We start from the raw sequence: 16,071 nt of genomic DNA on the forward strand, positions 1-16,071 counted from the left end.
GTAAAATTTGAACGAATGATCGATTTCATGCTCCCGGCGGTGGGAGAGCGCTTGCCCGTCAGGCCTTTTCGCGCTCGATCGCCCGCCAGCCGATGTCGCGGCGGCAGAAGCCGTTCTCCCATTTTACGGCATCAACCAGGCCATAGGCCGCAGCCTGAGCCTCGGCTACGCTCGTGCCGCGGGCCGTGGCGTTGAGCACACGTCCACCCGTTGCCACCAGCTGGCCGTCTTTGATCGCCGTTCCCGCATGAAAGACCTTGGCACCATGGCGCGCCTCAGGAAGCGAGGCAATCGCCGTCGCCTTGTCATAGGCACTCGGATAGCCTTTGGACGCCAGCACCACGGTCAGTGCCGGGTCCTCGCTCCACTCGGCCGTCACTTGATCCAGCGTGCCGGTGGCCGAGGCATGGAGGATGGCCAAAAGATCGCTCTTCAGCCGCATCATCAGCACCTGGCATTCCGGATCGCCGAAACGGACATTGTATTCGATCAGTTCCGGACCCTTTTCGGTGATCATCAGCCCGGCGAAGAACACGCCCTGGAAGGGGTGGCCCATCTCGGCCATGCCGCGCATCGTCGGCTCGATGATCTCCTTCATCGTCCGTTCGACCATCTCAGGTGTCATCACAGGTGCCGGCGAATAGGCGCCCATGCCGCCGGTATTCGGCCCGGTATCGCCGTCGCCCACACGCTTGTGGTCCTGGGCAGTCGCGAGGGCCAAAAGCGACTTGCCGTCTGAAAGGCAGAAGAAGCTCGCTTCTTCGCCGTCGAGGAAGGCTTCGACCACGACTTCGGCACCGGCAGCCCCAAAGGCACCTTCGAAGCAGTCGTCGATGGCGGCCAGCGCTTCGTCGAGCGTCATGGCAACCGTCACGCCCTTGCCAGCGGCAAGCCCATCGGCCTTGATGACGATCGGCGCGCCTTGTTCGCGCACATAGGCCTTGGCTTTTGGCGCATTGTTGAAGCGCTGATAGGCGCCGGTCGGAATGTTGAAGCGCGCGCAGACATCCTTGGTGAAGCCCTTGGAGCCCTCGAGCTGGGCAGCCGCCGCCGACGGCCCAAAGACCGCGATGCCTGCCTCGCGCAACCGGTCGGCAATGCCGGCGACCAGCGGTGCTTCCGGGCCGACGACGACGAAGTCGATCGCCTTGTCCTTGCAGAACTGCACGACCGCGCTGTGATCCTCCGTGTCGAGCGCAACAAGCTCGGCCTCTTCGGCGATCCCCGGATTGCCGGGGGCGGCATAAAGCTTCGACAAAAGCGGCGACTGGGCGATCTTCCAGGCCAGCGCATGTTCGCGTCCACCCGATCCGATCAACAAAACCTTCATCGCCAGCCTCCAATGCCACAAGGGGAATGCCCGGCGGTTAAGGGGGAAGGGGAGAAAGGTCAAGCCGAATTGACCTTGGATGGCCCTGCTTTCCTGTGAAGTGGGGCGCATGCCCGTTGCCTTGCCGCATTCGCCCGCTATGGTCCGCACCCTGAATGAATGAATGGAACACCCATGGCCGACGACATCAGATCCATTGCCGCCCTCATCGCCACCGAGATCAATGCCCGTCCCGATCAGGTAACGGCCGCCGTCGGTCTGCTGGATGAGGGGGCCACGGTCCCCTTCATCGCCCGCTACCGCAAGGAAGTGACCGGCGGCCTGGATGACACTCAGCTGCGCAACCTCGCCGAACGGCTGATCTACCTGCGCGAGCTTGCCGCCCGCCGCAAATCGATCTTCGAGAGCATCGACGGCCAGGGCAAGATGACCGACGAGCTCGCCCGCAAGATCGCCCAGGTTACCACCAAGGCCGAGCTCGAAGACCTCTATCTGCCCTACAAGCCGAAGCGCCGCACCCGCGCCGAGATCGCCCGGGAAAAGGGGCTGCAGCCGCTGGCCGATGCGATCCTCGCCGACCGGACGAGCGATCCCCAGAAGCTGGCAGCCGGTTACATCACCGAGGACGTTGCGGACGTGAAGGCAGCGCTCGAAGGCGCCCGCGACATTATCGCCGAGCAGATCTCCGAAAACGCCGATCTCATCGGCCGCCTGCGCAACGACATGAAGGATCGCGCGATCCTCTATTCCAAGCTCGTCGACGGCAAGGCCGAGGCGGGTGCGAAATTCTCGGACTATTTCGACCATTTCGAACGCTGGGCAACCGTCCCCGGCCATCGGGCGCTCGCCATGCTGCGCGGCTGGAACGAGGAGTTCCTGTCGCTCTCGATCGAGGTCGACCGTGACGACACGTCCCCTGTTAAAACCAGCCAGCGCATGATCGCCGCCGCCTATCAGGTCGCCGGCAAAGGCCCCGCCGACCAGTGGCTGCTGGAGGTTGCCGGCTGGACATGGCGGGTGAAGCTCTCCGTGTCGCTGTCGCTCGACCTGATGCGCGATCTGCGTGAACGCTCCGAGGAAGAGGCGATCCACGTCTTCGCCCGAAACCTGAAAGACCTGCTGCTCGCCGCCCCCGCAGGCTCTCGCCCGACCATGGGCCTTGACCCTGGCATCCGCACCGGCGTCAAGGTCGCCGTCATCGATGGCACCGGCAAAGTGGTCGAGACGACCACCGTCTATCCTTTCCAGCCGCGCAACGACATCCGCGGCAGCCAGACCGAACTCGCCAGCCTCATCCGCAAGCACAATGTCGAGCTGATCTCGATCGGCAACGGCACCGGCAGCCGCGAGACGGAAAAGCTGGTGGCCGATATGCTCGCCCAGTTCCCCGCGACCGCCCCGAAGCCGACAAAGGTCATCGTGTCTGAAGCCGGCGCCTCCGTCTATTCAGCCTCGGAAACGGCGGCAAAGGAATTCCCCAATCTCGACGTCTCCCTGCGCGGCGCCGTCTCGATTGCGCGGCGTCTGCAGGACCCGCTGGCCGAACTCGTCAAGATCGAGCCAAAATCGATCGGCGTCGGCCAGTACCAGCATGACGTGGACCAGGGTCGCCTCGGCCGCTCGCTGGATGCCGTCGTTGAAGACGCGGTGAATGCCGTCGGCGTCGACGTGAACACGGCGTCCGCCCCGTTGCTCGCCCGCGTCTCGGGCCTCGGCAAGACGACGGCGGAGGCCATCGTTGCCCATCGCGACGAGACCGGCCCCTTCGCCAGCCGCAAGGATCTCCTGAAAGTGCCGCGCCTCGGCGCCCGCACATTCGAGCAATGCGCCGGCTTCCTGCGTATTCCGAACGGCAAGGAGCCGCTCGATGCGTCCTCCGTCCACCCGGAAGCTTACGGCGTGGCGAAGAAGATCGTCGCCGCCTGCGGCCGCGACCTACGCTCGCTGATGGGCGATAGCGCGACGCTGAAAGGCCTCGATCCGAAGCGCTTTATCGACGAGCAGTTCGGTCTGCCGACGGTCAAGGACATCATTGCCGAATTGGAAAAGCCGGGTCGCGACCCGCGTCCAAGCTTCAAGACCGCCACCTTTGCCGAGGGCGTTGATGAAATCACCGATCTCAAGGTCGGCATGACGCTGGAAGGAACCGTGACCAATGTCGCCGCCTTCGGTGCCTTCGTCGATATCGGTGTGCATCAGGATGGACTGGTCCACGTTTCGCAGCTTGCCGATCGCTTCGTCAAGGATCCGCATGAGGTGGTGAAGGCCGGCGATGTCGTGAAGGTCCGCGTCGTCGAAGTCGACGTCAAGCGCAAGCGCATTGCCCTCACCATGCGGAAAGACGGCGGCGAGGCGCAACAGCCCTCGATGCGCGGCGATGCCAAGGGCAATGCCAGCGCCATGAAGCATTCCAACGCTCGCCCGCCGAAGCCGGAACAGCCTGCGATGGGTGGTCTGGGTGCGGCGCTTGCCGAGGCCATGCGCAAGAAATAGCATAAAGAAACAGGCCGGAGCTCATCACTCCGGCCTGCCCATCGCCCCTCGAAAGCTACCGCTCAATGAGCGGCTGCACAGTCCTGGCAGAATGGCGTATGCGGCACGGCTTTCAGCCGCTCGATCGAAATCGGCTCGCCGCATGTCACGCATTGACCATACCGCCCCTTGGCAATTCGGTCCAGAGCGGCATCGATCGCTCGCAATTCCTCCTCGCCGACCTGGCCGAATTCCTCCAGCACTTCGTCGTTCTCCGCCTCGGTGGCGCGTTCGGTGCTGTCGGCACTCTTCAGGGTGCCGAGATCGGTATCGATCTTTTTCAGCCGCCGCTCGATCTCGTCCTTGCGGGCGAGCAGGATGCGTTCGAAATGGGCTGTGTCCATGGCTTGTACGGGGTTCTCCATCATAACATCACCGATCGACCAGCACGGAGATCTTCGAGTGGCGCACCACCCGGTCTGCCGTGGCGCCGATGAAATAGTTCGAGAAGTCGGGCACATGCGAACCAACGATGATCAGGTCCGCCTTGTGCTCCTCGGCCGTCGCCAGGATCTCGCGGGCTGGGGCGCCGGAGCGGATCTCGATATGGGCGCTGACCCCTGTCGTTTCCTTGAGCGTGACGAGCTTGGCCTTGGCGTCGTTGATCGCGCCCTCGATGAGGTCGACCGGAACGTCGATCGCCAGGTAGCCGGGGATGTCCTCGATGATGGTCAGAAGCACGATCTCGCCGCCTGCGTCGAGCAGGGACTTGGCCTTGGTCAGGATCGTCTCGCCGACCGCAATGGCTGCCGGATCGACCGGAACGATGATCTTCTTGTACATCTTGCTCTCCTTTATCACCCACCGGGTGTTTCCTCTTTATGAAGGCAGAATGCGTCCGTTGGTGCTGCGCCGCATTGATCAGGATCAACTTTGAGGCGTGTCGGGTCGTCAATCTTTATCGAACGATGTTTCGAAGAAGTGTCGTCTTTTGTGAACGACGGTTTTATCCCATATCTGGGTCCAGAGGTCGCTTTCGGCCGCAGGAGAAACGTGATGACATCCGCCCATGCAGAAACCGCATCCTTTGCCCTAAGCCGCCCCGTGCATGTCGGCCGCGCCCATCTCGTCGTGCGTGATCTGGAGATGATGGCCGGCTTCTACGAGAAGGCCCTCGGGCTGAAGCGCTTGGCGCATGGACCGAGTGGTGTCGAGCTCGGCGCCGGTGATCGCGTTCTCCTGACCCTGACGACGCGCGGCGATGCAGCCGCTGCACCCCGCAATGCAGCCGGTCTCTTTCACAACGCCTTCCTCATGCCCGATCGCGCCGAGCTCGCCCACTGGCTGGCGCACGCTGCCAATCTCGGCCTCCAGTTCGAAGGTGCCAGCGACCACCTTGTGAGCGAGGCGATCTACCTCTCCGACCCGGAAGGCAACGGCATCGAGGTCTACCGGGACCGCAAGCCGGAGGAATGGACCTATCATCCTGATGGGACCGTCGAGATGGACACGCGCCGGCTTGATCTGCAGGCGCTCTATGACGGTGCTCCGAAGACCCCGTGGGCCGGCATCTCGCCGGACGCGGCTCTTGGACATATTCATCTCCAGGTCGGCGACGTGCCTGAAGCGGACCGTTTCTACGAAGGCGTGCTTGGTCTGAAGAAGATGGCGAGCTATCCGGGAGCGAGCTTCTATGCCTCCGGCAGCTACCATCATCATGTGGCCGCCAACATCTGGAACAGCCGCAAGGCGCCAGCTCGCACAGGGGCAATGACCGGGCTCCAGGACTACGAACTCGCCTTCAACGATCACTCTGTTCTGACCGACGTGCTGACCACTCTGGAAAGCCTGGAGATCAAGGTGGAGCGGACCCCGCGCGGCTTCAGTTTCGCAGATCCATGGGGCATCGGTCTGACGCTGGTCGCACCTCAGAGCTGATCTGCCGTATCCGAAACACTGACCGTGTTATTCCCGGTGGAACGGATGTTGTTCCCGCACGTTGAAGGACGTCGCGAGGGAACAACATCATGTCATCATCTATCAACCGAGAGAAATGCCTGTCCGGGAGCGTCCGGTGAACGTGCAGGTCAACCATCGCCATAGTCCCTCTCGCAAGGTTCGATTCAAGAAGACGGGGCTCGACTATGTCGTGTCCTGGTCGGTCATTGGTCTTTTTCTGATCTTTGCGCTTGTCGCGCTGCATCTGGCTTCGTTCATCCTCATCCCGTTGACCATGGCGATCGTCGTCGGCCTCATCCTCGGAATTGCGGCCGACCGTCTCGGCAAGCTCGGCATGCCGCCCACTGTGACGGCCGTCATCTTGTCCGGCCTTTTCCTGGTCCTGCTACTCGTTCTGGTCAGCATCGTCTGGACGCCGATCAACATGTTGGTCGAAAATGGTCCGGACATGATCAATCGCACGATCGAATATCTTGAGGGTATTCCGTGGATGCAGCGGCCCCTGGCGATCCTGTCGCGCGGGCCGGATTCCATGGAAACAATGCTGGAGAATTCCGGCACCATTCTTTCGACCGTTGCAGCCGGCGTGACGCCAGCCCTTGTGCAGCTCTTCATCTTCATCGCCGGCCTGTTGCTTTTCCTGTCCTGTCGGTTGGCACTGCGTCGAGAACTGATCCGCGCCTTTTCCGACCGTGCGCGTCGTCTGAAGGCCATCCGCCTTTTCAACGAGGTCGAGGAAGCGCTCGGCTATTATTTTGCGACGGCGGTCGTCGTTTACGGTATCTTCGGTGCTGTCGCCGCAGTGGTCGCGTGGATCGGCGGTCTGGGTACACCGGCGCTTTGGGGTGTGGCGGCCTTCCTGCTCAGCTTTATCCCATTTCTCGGCATAGCCATGGTCACCATCGCCATGGCGATCGCCGGCTTGCTGGTGCATGAAAGCCTCTTGATCGGCCTCCTGCCGGCCTTTGTCTTCTTCCTTCTCGATGGTCTCCTGGAAAACCTGCTGATCCCGGCGGTAATGGGCAAGCGGCTGCAGATGAACGCCTTCATGCTCTTTGTCGCCATCGTCTTCTGGACCTGGTTATGGGGTGCCGTGGGCGCCATGCTTGCGGTCCCGCTGACCTTGATCTGCATGACGCTGTATGGCGGGATCGTGCCGCAGACCCGGATACAGCCCAATCTTCCTGGCTGAGGGACTGTCATTCACCCGTCATGGCCAGGGCCTATGCACCGCCGAAAACCACAAACGGTGCATCCATGACTGACACTCTCGCCCGCCTGCGGCTCGGCATCATCGCAGATCCCCAATATGCCGACCTCGACCCGGATCGGGAGCGGGACCGCTACTTCCGCCGCTCGCTCGACAAGCTCGGTGAAGCCTTGCAGCACTTCAATGCCCAGAACCTCGATGCCGTGGTGGTGCTGGGCGACCTGATCGACCGCGGTTGGGAGAATTTCCCACCCGTTCTCGATCTTCTCGAGACGTTGCAGGCGCCGCGCATCCTGCTGCCTGGCAATCACGACTTCATGGTTGACCCGGCGCGCCTGGCGCAGGTTTACCCCAGGCTCGGGATGCCGGCGCCCTATCATGCAGTGCGAATGAAGGGTCTTCGTCTACTGGTCACAGATGGCAACGAGATCTCGCTCTTCGCTCCGCCGGAGGGCGACCCAAGGCGGATCGAAGCCGAGCAGCGTCTTGCTGCGTTGCGGGAACAAGGTGCGCCGAACGCCAACAGGTGGAATGCCGGCATTTCCGATCGTCAGATGACCTGGATCGCCGATCAACTTGCGGCCGCCGAGGAAAGCGGCGAAGACGTCATTCTTCTCGGGCACTACCCCATCTACCCGCCATCCGATCATGCGCTTTGGGGTGCAGAGGCTCTCTCCGGTCTCATCGCCGAGTCCTCCTCGGCCCTGGCCTATCTCAACGGCCACCAGCACACCGGCAATTATGCCGAGAAGAACGGCGTTCACTTCGTCAACTTCCGTGGCATGGTCGATACGGAGCATTAGAACGCCTTCGCGGTCCTTTCCATCTTCGATGACCGGATCGAGATCGCGGGACATGGTCGCGAACCCGACCGCAGCCTTCAGCTGCGTCCCGGCAAGCGCCGTACAGGCATCTTCGCTGACAATTCACTGACAGCCTGCTGACGTGAATTCGTCATAAATATCTGAAACTTGCCAAGGGTGATGCTCATCACTCCTTTGTGACTTCAATCGGATGTTCCAAGGCGTCAAACATAGGATGCCCTGCTAACGATCGCCGGTGCGTCCGGCTGAGCCCCTGGAGAAAAGCTGATGAAGTTGAAACTCGTTCTGTCTGCCGCGACGGCGATCTGTCTTGGCGTGACCGCAGCCATTGCTGCGGGCGAACCGCAGGCCGTGCGTCAGGATGAAATGAAGAAGGTCGGCGGTGCCATGGGCGCGCTCGGCGGTATCGCCAAGGGCGAGAAGCCCTATGACGCGGAAGCCGTGAAGGCAGCCCTCACTACGCTCGCCGAAGTCGGCAAGACCTTCCCCGACCATTTTCCCGCGGGCAGCGAAACCGGCATGGAATCCGAAGCCGCGCCGGCGATCTGGCAGAACATGGACGACTTCAAGGCCAAGTCCGCCAAGCTCGCTTCCATCGCGGAAGCCCAGCTCGCCGCACTTCCGGCTGATCAGGCCGGCGTCGGTGCTACGATGCAGGCCGTCGGTGCCACTTGCGGCGATTGCCACCAGACCTACCGTCTGAAGAAGTAAGGCCCTCCCGGCGGGTGATCTCCGGACGACCTGGATCGCCCGCCGAATTGCACGCTTCCAGGCGTGTGCATGCAGTAGACGGAGGCCTGAGATGGCATCGACATGGGTAAAGGGGCTCGGTACGCTCGCCGTGCTCGGTGCAGCCGGTTTCGGCACGTTCCTTTTCATCACCGCGCCTCAGCGCCAGGACCCTGCGGTCTGGGCCAATCTCGGCGAACCAGATCTCACCCATGGACGAGAAGTGTTCTTTGCCGGTGGTTGTGCGAGTTGCCATGCGCCGGTCGGAGCCACGGGCGATGCGCGGCTGGTCCTTTCGGGCGGCGCACCGCTGAAGAGCGATTTCGGCACCTTCCACGCACCCAACATTTCCAGCGACCCGCAAGCCGGTATCGGCGCCTGGACACTCGCCGAGTTCGGCGATGCCATGACCCGTGGAGTGGGTCGCGCGGGCGAACACCTTTACCCGTCCTTCCCCTACGGCTCCTATGCGCGCATGACGCCGAAGGATATCAACGACCTCTACGGTTTCATGAAGACGCTGCCGGCGAGTGATGCCGTAGCACCTGCGCATGAGTTGGGCTTCCCCTTCAACCAGCGCATCGCGCTCGGCGGCTGGAAATTCCTGTTCTTCAGCGATGCCCCGCGCGTTGAACTGGCCGATGCCTCCGACATGCTGAAGCGTGGCCAGTATCTCGTCGAAGGCCCTGGCCATTGCGGCGAATGCCATACGCCGCGCAATGCGCTCGGAGGCTTCCTTTCCGGCCAGTGGCTCGCCGGTGGTCCCAATCCGGACGGCGAGGGCACGATCCCCAACATCACGCCGGGCTCGAAGAGCATGGGGTCGTGGAGCGAAGGCGATATCGTCACCTATCTCGAAACCGGTTTCACACCCGATTACGACAGTGTCGGCGGTTCCATGGTCGAGGTGCAGAAGAACATGGCGGAACTGACGGCCGCCGATCGCGAGGCGATTGCCGCCTATCTGAAGGCGATCCCGGCGGTGCAATGATACCAAGTGTCGATGATAGGGGTCTATAGGATCGGCTCGACCGCACTTTCTGGCTAGGAGAGGTCCGAAGAGCGATGCTGACGCATCGGTCAAGGAACTCGACGACGCCAGAATAGGCGGGAAGCCGACCAAGGGTGGTTTATTGCAGGCCCCTGGCGTTGTTGCGCCGCTTGGCCGATGCGGGAGCATCGCCCGGCGCGCCGCGCCTAGCCAGCACACCGCAATAAGCCATCCTATGGGTTCCTATCATCGACACTTGGTACAAGCTTTCACGGCTCTGTTCAGCATCGCGCAAGCCTTGTCTGTCATCTTTCTGTCGTCGAAATGACTGCGGAGGGGATATGAGCATCGAACGCCGGCGGATGGAGAATGCGCTCCGGTCCCTGCTCGACAACTATCCGGACCCCGCTCTGCACCGCTGGGTGCATGAGACTGTTGGTGCTTTTGAGAAGCGCCTCTCGGCCATCGTTGACCCGCGCGAGCGCGATCACGCCCAGCAGGCGGCTCTCATCCTGATCAAGACAACGCTGCAGAAATGGTCGGAGAATCCGCCCGTCAGGCACTGATGCGGACAACATCAGTTCTCAACGGCGATGCTCGGCGGCAAACATCGTCAGCTCTTCCTCGGCTTCGGGCCCGAAGAGATCAAGCGCCTTCAGCACTTCGATCGTAAAGGTATCCGGTGCCGAGCCGGCTGCGGTCACGATCTTTCCGTCGCGCGCTGCCTGTGGTTGGTCCACATACCGAGCCTCCCCGCGATAACCGGGATACTTCTTGTGCGACGCGAGCGCATTTCCGGTATGCGCGACCTCGTCGAGCACGCCTGTCGCCGCCAGCGCGCTCGCGGCCGCACAGATCCCGCCGAGAACCTTGCCTTTGTCACGAAACGCCGTGGCGAGCGCTGTGAAGTCAAACGCCACACCCTTTTCCCAGGCATAGCCGCCGGGAATGATCAGCGCATCGAACTGCTCGGCATCGATCGCGTCAAAGCCGACGTCGGGTGTGACCTTCAGCCCGCCCATGGAGATGACGGGTTTGCCATCCGGGCTTGCCGTCACCACTTCGCAGTCGAGCCAGTAACGCGTTGCCGCCATCAGGAGCGCGGGTTCCCAGTCGGCATAGTCGTTCTGCAGGGCAATCACGATGCGGGGCATGAGGTTCCTCCTTGCGTCTGTCGGGTGAGGCTCAGCTCAAGGCCTGCAGGTAACGCATGCCGGTGACCGGGCGCGGAATGAAGTCCATGTTTTCGTAGAAGCGGTGGGCGGCGAAATTGCCGGTGGCAGCCGATACCGAAAGGAAGTCACAGCCGGAAGCGCGGGCGATCTGGCGGGCCCGGTCGACGAGATGCTGGCCGATGCCGTTGCCCCGCTGTCCGTCGCGCACGAAGAGATGATGCAGCTCCATGCCGCGCTTGCCTTCTTGCGCCTTGTAGAGCGGCACGAGGATGGCGTAGCCGATCAGGCCCTCTTCGCCGCTGTCGGCAACCAGCGCCTGGATCCAGGGCATGGGTCCGAACAGATCGCGCTCCAGGACATCAGGCGTCATCGCCGAAGCATCGCCGTGATGCTGCGCGAGCGCCAGAATCATAGCGTTGAGTTGCGGCAGGTCGCGCGGCTTGGCATGGCGGATGGCCACGATCGGCGGGCGGGGGAGTGTAAGGTTTGTATCTTCGGTCATGTTGCTTTCCCTTGGTCTCATTTCGTGCCGTCAGGGGGAAAGTCGTCCGGAAAACAACAAGGCCGCCTGACGGCGGCCTGTTGACAATGTGATCTTGTCAGGCCGCCGGTTACCGGTAGGCCCAAAAATACGTGCAGGAGATGGTTGCGCGAACGTCGATCATGGCGGTTGTGATGCGCCAGTTTAAATCGATTGTCAACGGGGGAACTGTCAGCTGTTTTGAAGCTGGCGATATGGTATGCTTGTCTCCATGGAGGTCGACAGATGACCATTAGTCTTAAACTCGACGACAATGATCGGGAGAGGATCGAACGTCAGCTGGCGAGCGGTCGGTTTTCCGATGCCTCGGCGGTTGTCCGCGCCGGCTTGGAACTACTTGATGAGTTTGATGGTGCAAGAGATCGCTGGCTCGACGTCGAAATTCCTGCTCGTTTCGCCGATGCCAAACAAAATCCCGACCGGCTGATCTCTGGCGACGAGGTATTTGCGCGACTTGAGGCGCGCCACCGCAGTCGCGTGAGTGACCGGTAACATGACCCGGCCGCTGATTATCCATCCGGATGCGGCCGGAGAGCTCAATGACCTATACGATTACATCGCGGAACGCTCGGGCTCGGACAGGGCGTGGAGCTATGTCAGTGCCGTAAAATCCTTCCTCGCCGATCTCTGCGCCTACCCTGAGCGTGGAAGTTTGCGAAGCGGCGCGGTAGACGGGCTTCGGATCATCGGCTTCCGCCGACGCCTGAGCATTGCCTTCGTCGCCCGGGAAGGTGACGTCTTGGTGCTCGGCTTCTTCTATGCAGGTCGCAATATTGATGCGGCACTGCTCGACCAGCGGGCCAATCCAACCGAGGGCCCTTGACCATCACCGCTCCACCTCTGCCCCGGCGCTGGGCCGTGAGCATCGGTCCTCAATGCTCGTGTTCGCAAAGACCGTGATCGGAGAGCGCCCGGATCACGTAACAATCCCCCACCGTATGGCAGTCGGCATGGGAGACGATGCGGGCGAGTTCCGCCTCCAGCTTCTTCAGCCGCGCAATCTTTTCCCTGACATCATCGAGCTGTTCCCGGGCGATGTGGTCTGCCCGCTCGCAGGGCTCTTCCGGATGGCCGCTGAGCGTCAGCAACTCCCGAATCGCCTCGATCGGAAATCCGAGATCCCGCGCATGGCGGATGAAGGTCAATCGCTCAAGATCGGCCTTCTCGTAGCGCCGCTGATTGCCTTCCGTGCGATCCGGGGCCGAGATCAGCCCCATCTGCTCGTAGTAACGGATGGTCGGCACCTTGACCCCCGCGCGCCGGGACAGATCCCCGATCGAAAACATGAAATAACCCCTTGAGCCTCTAGTCACTAGAGATCCTAAGGTCGATGCATGACCACATCAAGACCTGAAGGATATCAAAGATGAGTGCTGCTTGCGGCCATGACCATGCCCCTTTCGACGGCATGTCCGACACCTACAAGCGCCGGCTCTGGCTGGTGATTGCCATCAATGCCGCCATGTTCGCCGTGGAAATGACGGCCGGACAGCTGGCCCGTTCCCAGGCATTGCAGGCCGATGCGCTGGATTTCTTCGCCGATGCCGTAACCTACGGCATTTCGCTCGCCGTGATCGGTGCCTCGCTGAAAACCCGCAGCATGGCTGCCGCCGCCAAGGGTGTGAGCCTCTTCCTGATGGGCCTCTGGGTCTTCGGCTCCACAGTCTGGCGGGCCTTTGAAGGCGGCGTGCCAGAGGCGCCGGTCATGGGCCTCATCGGTTTCCTGGCGCTTGGCGCCAATGTCGCGAGCGTGCTTCTCCTGATGTCCTACAAGGACGGGGACGCCAATGTGCGTTCTGTCTGGCTCTGCTCGCGCAACGATGCGATCGGCAATGTCATCGTCATGATCGCAGCACTCGGTGTCTGGGGAACGGCCACCGCCTGGCCCGACCTGATCGTGGCCGGCATCATGGCAGGCCTCTTCCTCAGCTCCTCCGTCCAGATCCTCAACCAGAGTTACCGCGAGTGGAGGGCGGGCGAAGCAATCACCCTGTCATCGTCCTGCTGCGGGACGGGGAAGGCATCCTGCGGGTCGGGGCATGATCATGATGACGCTCAGCATGAACACGGCGCAGATCACGTGCATCGTCACCCCTGACGGATGTCCAGACGCAAGAAGGCCGGCCTGGCATCATGCCGGCCGGCCTTCTTGACCGCATCGTCTCATCAGAATTCCTGATAGGGCGAAGGGGGTATCTCGTATTCCCGGTAGGCGGCTTCCACCATCTGCACCCGGGAATCGGCAGGCTGGCGATCCCGGTTCGGGCCGTTGCCGATGTCGACGATCGCCTTGCGCGAGCCTTCGACGGTCCACAAGGCCGAAGCCAGCTGGTTCGACAGGAGCGTACTGGAAAACGTGCTCGCACCGCTTCCGCGGGGTGCGCTGGTGTTGGACGTTTCGGGGGCAGCATCCTCCGCGCCTGCCGTGTTCGGCACGTATCGGCTTTGGTAGGAGTAGCCGCTCAGGCCGCTTTCGATCCTCATGGCGGACACCTCAGTTGAAGAATTAACCTTTTGTTAACCTTTCAACCTTGCGCGAAGCTTGCGCCGGTGATGTCGCTATGGGAATTGCCCCTTGCGCAATGTCGCGACTGAAAGTACGGGCCGCGAATCGAAATTTTAAGGCGCGGCTGTTTCAGGCATTGCCGAAACAATGCCGAAAACGCACGCGTTATTGCTTGGAGCCGGCGACCCCGCTACCGCTTTAGACCTTCCCTGCCACCTTGATCGCATAGGCATATTCAAACGCGATCTCTTCCAATCGCTGGAAGCGTCCCGACTTGCCGCCATGGCCGGCGGCCATGTTGGTTTTCAGGAGGAAGGGTCCCGCCTCCGGGGCGGTCTCGCGCAGCTTCGCGATCCACTTGGTTGGCTCCCAATAGGTCACGCGCGGATCGGTGAGGCCCGAAAGCGCGATGATCGGCGGGTAGGGCTTCTTCTCGACATTGTCGTAAGGGCTGTAGGCCGCGATCCAGCGATATTCCTCTTCCGACTCGATCGGATTGCCCCATTCTGGCCATTCCGGCGGGGTGAGCGGCAGGGTGTCGTCGAGCATGGTGTTCAAGACATCGACGAAGGGTACGGCCGCGATGATGCCGGCGAACTTCTCCGGCGCCATATTGGCAACCGAGCCCATCAGCATGCCACCCGCAGACCCGCCTTCGGCGATGATCCGGTGGTAAGACGTGAAGCCCTCCTTCACCAGGTGGTCGGCAGCCGAGATGAAGTCCCTGAAGGTGTTGACCTTCTTTTCCATCTTGCCGTCTTCATACCAGGAGAAACCCTTGTCCTTGCCACCACGGATATGGGCGATGGCATAGACGAAGCCGCGATCCGCCAGCGACAGGCAATTGGTGTTGAAACCGGCCGGGATGGTGATGCCATAGGCGCCATAGCCATAAAGCAGGCAGGGGGCAGAGCCGTCGAGCTTCGTGTCGCGGCGGTAGAGCAGGGTAACCGGCACCGTCTCGCCGTCATGCGCTTCGGCAAAGACGCGGCGGGTGACATAATCCTCCGGGTTATGGCCTGATGGTACTTCCTGGGTCTTCAGAAGTGTGCGCTCGCGCGTCGCCATGTTGTAGTCGAACAGCTGGCTTGGCGTCGTCATCGACGAATAGGAGAAGCGGATGATATCGGTCTCGTATTCCGCAGCGCCCTGAAGTCCCAGCGAATAGGCTTCTTCCGCAAAGGCAATCGAGTGCTCCTCGCCCGACTTGCGGTCGCGGATCATGATGACAGGCAGACCCTCGCGACGCTCCAGCCAGACGAGATGGCGCGCGAACGCCATGTGGTTGAGGATCAGCCGGCCCGGCTCATGCGGCACGAGGTCTTTCCAGTTTGCCTTGCCCGGTGCAGACACCGGCGCCTCGACGATCTTGAAGTCCTTGGCGCCGTCGGCATTGGTCAGGATGTAGAAGACATCGCCGCCTTCCGTCATCGAATATTCCACGCCCTCTTCGCGCTCGGCGACCAGCACGGGCTCAGCCGTCAAATCCTTGGTGGACAGCAGGCGGTATTCGGATGTTTCGTGGTCGTGGATGTCGATGAAGATGAAGTCGTCGAGCAGCGAGCCGCCAACGCCCATGAAGAAGCCGGGATCCTTCTCCTCATAGACGAGACGGTCGGACGACTGCGGTTGACCGACAATATGGTGGAAGACCTTGGACGGACGGTGGTTCTCATCCTGCAGCGTATAGAAGAAGCTCTTGCCATCAGGCGCCCAGACACCGCCGCCGGCGGTATTTTCGAGCACATCGTCCAGATCCTGCTTGGTGGCGAGATCGCGGATCCGCAGGGTGTAGTATTCCGAGCCCTTGTCGTCGTAACCCCAGATGCCGAAGCTGTGGTCAGTCGTGTGATCGATGTCGGACAGGCGGAAATAGTCCTTGCCGACAGCTTCCTTGTCGCCATCGAGCAGCAGGTCGCGGATCGACTCGTCCTTCGGGCTGCCGTCACGCGGAATGCGGAAATAGCGCGGCTGCTCGCCGCCGGTGACAAAGGCCGAACCATAGGCAAACGGACCGTCCTTCATCGGGATCGACGAATCGTCTTCCTTGATACGACCCTTCATCTCGGCAAACAGCGTCTTCTGCAGCTCCTTGGTGTCCGCCATCGCCGCTTCCATATAGGCGTTCTCGGCTTCGAGAGTGGAGCGGATTTCCGGATCGAGGATCGAGGTATCCTTGAACATGGCCTGCCAGTTGTCGGCGCGCAGCCAGGCGTATTCGTCCGTTCTCGTGATGCCGTGACGGGTATCGGAAACGGGCTTCTTGGCGGCGGCGGGTGCGGCGGGCAGGTTCTTGAAGACGGACAAGGGAGATCCTTCCGAAAATGGAAACAT

General features: G+C 61.7%; 18 protein-coding genes. 10 read left to right on the plus strand and 8 right to left on the minus strand.

Annotated elements, in window-relative coordinates; genetic code table 11:
• Positions 1-58: 58 nt before the first annotated feature.
• A complete protein-coding gene (gene purD, locus IP85_RS06530; RefSeq protein WP_054148862.1) occupies positions 59-1,330 on the minus strand; it encodes a phosphoribosylamine--glycine ligase in 1,272 nt (423 codons plus the stop codon).
• Between the two features lie 174 nt (positions 1,331-1,504).
• Between purD and IP85_RS06535 the strand changes: the two genes are divergently transcribed.
• Complete coding sequence (locus IP85_RS06535) at positions 1,505-3,823, plus strand: Tex family protein (protein WP_054148863.1); 2,319 nt, start codon at positions 1,505-1,507, stop codon at positions 3,821-3,823.
• A 62-nt stretch (positions 3,824-3,885) separates the two neighbouring features.
• On the opposite strand, the gene IP85_RS06540 is transcribed toward IP85_RS06535, so the two are convergent.
• Both IP85_RS06540 and IP85_RS06545 read right to left on the minus strand, forming a co-directional pair.
• Positions 3,886-4,206 (minus strand): TraR/DksA family transcriptional regulator, encoded by a 321-nt coding sequence (locus tag IP85_RS06540; protein ID WP_054148864.1) that lies wholly within the window; start codon positions 4,204-4,206, stop codon positions 3,886-3,888.
• A 28-nt stretch (positions 4,207-4,234) separates the two neighbouring features.
• On the minus strand, positions 4,235-4,645 hold the full coding sequence (locus IP85_RS06545; protein WP_054148865.1) for a universal stress protein: 411 nt from the start codon (positions 4,643-4,645) through the stop codon (positions 4,235-4,237).
• A gap of 213 nt (positions 4,646-4,858) precedes the next feature.
• On the opposite strand from IP85_RS06545, the gene IP85_RS06550 reads away from it, so the two are divergent.
• The 6 genes from IP85_RS06550 to IP85_RS06575 all read left to right on the plus strand — a co-directional run bounded on the left by IP85_RS06550 (position 4,859) and on the right by IP85_RS06575 (position 10,081).
• The gene (locus IP85_RS06550) at positions 4,859-5,740 is read left to right on the plus strand and encodes a VOC family protein (protein WP_054148866.1); all 882 of its coding nucleotides are present in this window, start codon (positions 4,859-4,861) and stop codon (positions 5,738-5,740) included.
• 136 nt (positions 5,741-5,876) lie between these two features.
• The gene (locus IP85_RS06555; RefSeq protein WP_054148981.1) at positions 5,877-6,953 is read left to right on the plus strand and encodes an AI-2E family transporter; all 1,077 of its coding nucleotides are present in this window, start codon (positions 5,877-5,879) and stop codon (positions 6,951-6,953) included.
• Between the two features lie 65 nt (positions 6,954-7,018).
• Positions 7,019-7,774, plus strand: coding sequence for a metallophosphoesterase (locus IP85_RS06560; RefSeq protein ID WP_348625552.1), 756 nt, complete (start codon positions 7,019-7,021; stop codon positions 7,772-7,774).
• 288 nt (positions 7,775-8,062) lie between these two features.
• On the plus strand, positions 8,063-8,506 hold the full coding sequence (locus tag IP85_RS06565) for a cytochrome c (protein WP_054148867.1): 444 nt from the start codon (positions 8,063-8,065) through the stop codon (positions 8,504-8,506).
• Positions 8,507-8,597: 91 nt separating this feature from the next.
• The gene (locus IP85_RS06570; RefSeq protein WP_054148868.1) at positions 8,598-9,515 is read left to right on the plus strand and encodes a cytochrome c; all 918 of its coding nucleotides are present in this window, start codon (positions 8,598-8,600) and stop codon (positions 9,513-9,515) included.
• 341 nt (positions 9,516-9,856) lie between these two features.
• On the plus strand, positions 9,857-10,081 hold the full coding sequence (locus IP85_RS06575) for a hypothetical protein (RefSeq protein WP_054148869.1): 225 nt from the start codon (positions 9,857-9,859) through the stop codon (positions 10,079-10,081).
• An 18-nt stretch (positions 10,082-10,099) separates the two neighbouring features.
• Here the strand turns inward: IP85_RS06575 and IP85_RS06580 are convergent, their stop codons facing one another.
• Together IP85_RS06580 and IP85_RS06585 are read right to left on the minus strand one after the other, a co-directional pair.
• Positions 10,100-10,669 (minus strand): DJ-1/PfpI family protein, encoded by a 570-nt coding sequence (locus IP85_RS06580; protein WP_054148870.1) that lies wholly within the window; start codon positions 10,667-10,669, stop codon positions 10,100-10,102.
• 31 nt (positions 10,670-10,700) lie between these two features.
• On the minus strand, positions 10,701-11,192 hold the full coding sequence (locus IP85_RS06585; protein WP_054148871.1) for a GNAT family N-acetyltransferase: 492 nt from the start codon (positions 11,190-11,192) through the stop codon (positions 10,701-10,703).
• Positions 11,193-11,456: 264 nt separating this feature from the next.
• Between IP85_RS06585 and IP85_RS06590 the strand changes: the two genes are divergently transcribed.
• Both IP85_RS06590 and IP85_RS06595 read left to right on the plus strand, forming a co-directional pair.
• Positions 11,457-11,723 (plus strand): type II toxin-antitoxin system ParD family antitoxin, encoded by a 267-nt coding sequence (locus IP85_RS06590; RefSeq protein ID WP_054148872.1) that lies wholly within the window; start codon positions 11,457-11,459, stop codon positions 11,721-11,723.
• Position 11,724: 1 nt separating this feature from the next.
• The gene (locus IP85_RS06595) at positions 11,725-12,054 is read left to right on the plus strand and encodes a type II toxin-antitoxin system RelE/ParE family toxin (RefSeq protein ID WP_054148873.1); all 330 of its coding nucleotides are present in this window, start codon (positions 11,725-11,727) and stop codon (positions 12,052-12,054) included.
• 49 nt (positions 12,055-12,103) lie between these two features.
• Here IP85_RS06595 and IP85_RS06600 read toward each other — a convergent pair whose 3' ends face one another.
• Entirely contained in the window at positions 12,104-12,517 is a 414-nt protein-coding gene (locus IP85_RS06600; RefSeq protein ID WP_054148874.1) for a helix-turn-helix domain-containing protein, read from the minus strand.
• Between the two features lie 80 nt (positions 12,518-12,597).
• Between IP85_RS06600 and IP85_RS06605 the strand changes: the two genes are divergently transcribed.
• Positions 12,598-13,329: a cation transporter gene (locus tag IP85_RS06605; RefSeq protein WP_054148875.1), complete on the plus strand. Its 732-nt coding sequence runs from the start codon at positions 12,598-12,600 to the stop codon at positions 13,327-13,329.
• A gap of 68 nt (positions 13,330-13,397) precedes the next feature.
• On the opposite strand, the gene IP85_RS06610 is transcribed toward IP85_RS06605, so the two are convergent.
• Together IP85_RS06610 and IP85_RS06615 are read right to left on the minus strand one after the other, a co-directional pair.
• Positions 13,398-13,715, minus strand: coding sequence for a hypothetical protein (locus tag IP85_RS06610; protein WP_054148876.1), 318 nt, complete (start codon positions 13,713-13,715; stop codon positions 13,398-13,400).
• Positions 13,716-13,935: 220 nt separating this feature from the next.
• A complete protein-coding gene (locus tag IP85_RS06615) occupies positions 13,936-16,044 on the minus strand; it encodes a S9 family peptidase (RefSeq protein ID WP_054148877.1) in 2,109 nt (702 codons plus the stop codon).
• Between the last annotated feature and the right edge of the window lie 27 nt (positions 16,045-16,071).

Source organism: Rhizobium sp. AAP116, assembly GCF_001295785.1.
Lineage (GTDB): Bacteria > Pseudomonadota > Alphaproteobacteria > Rhizobiales > Rhizobiaceae > Allorhizobium.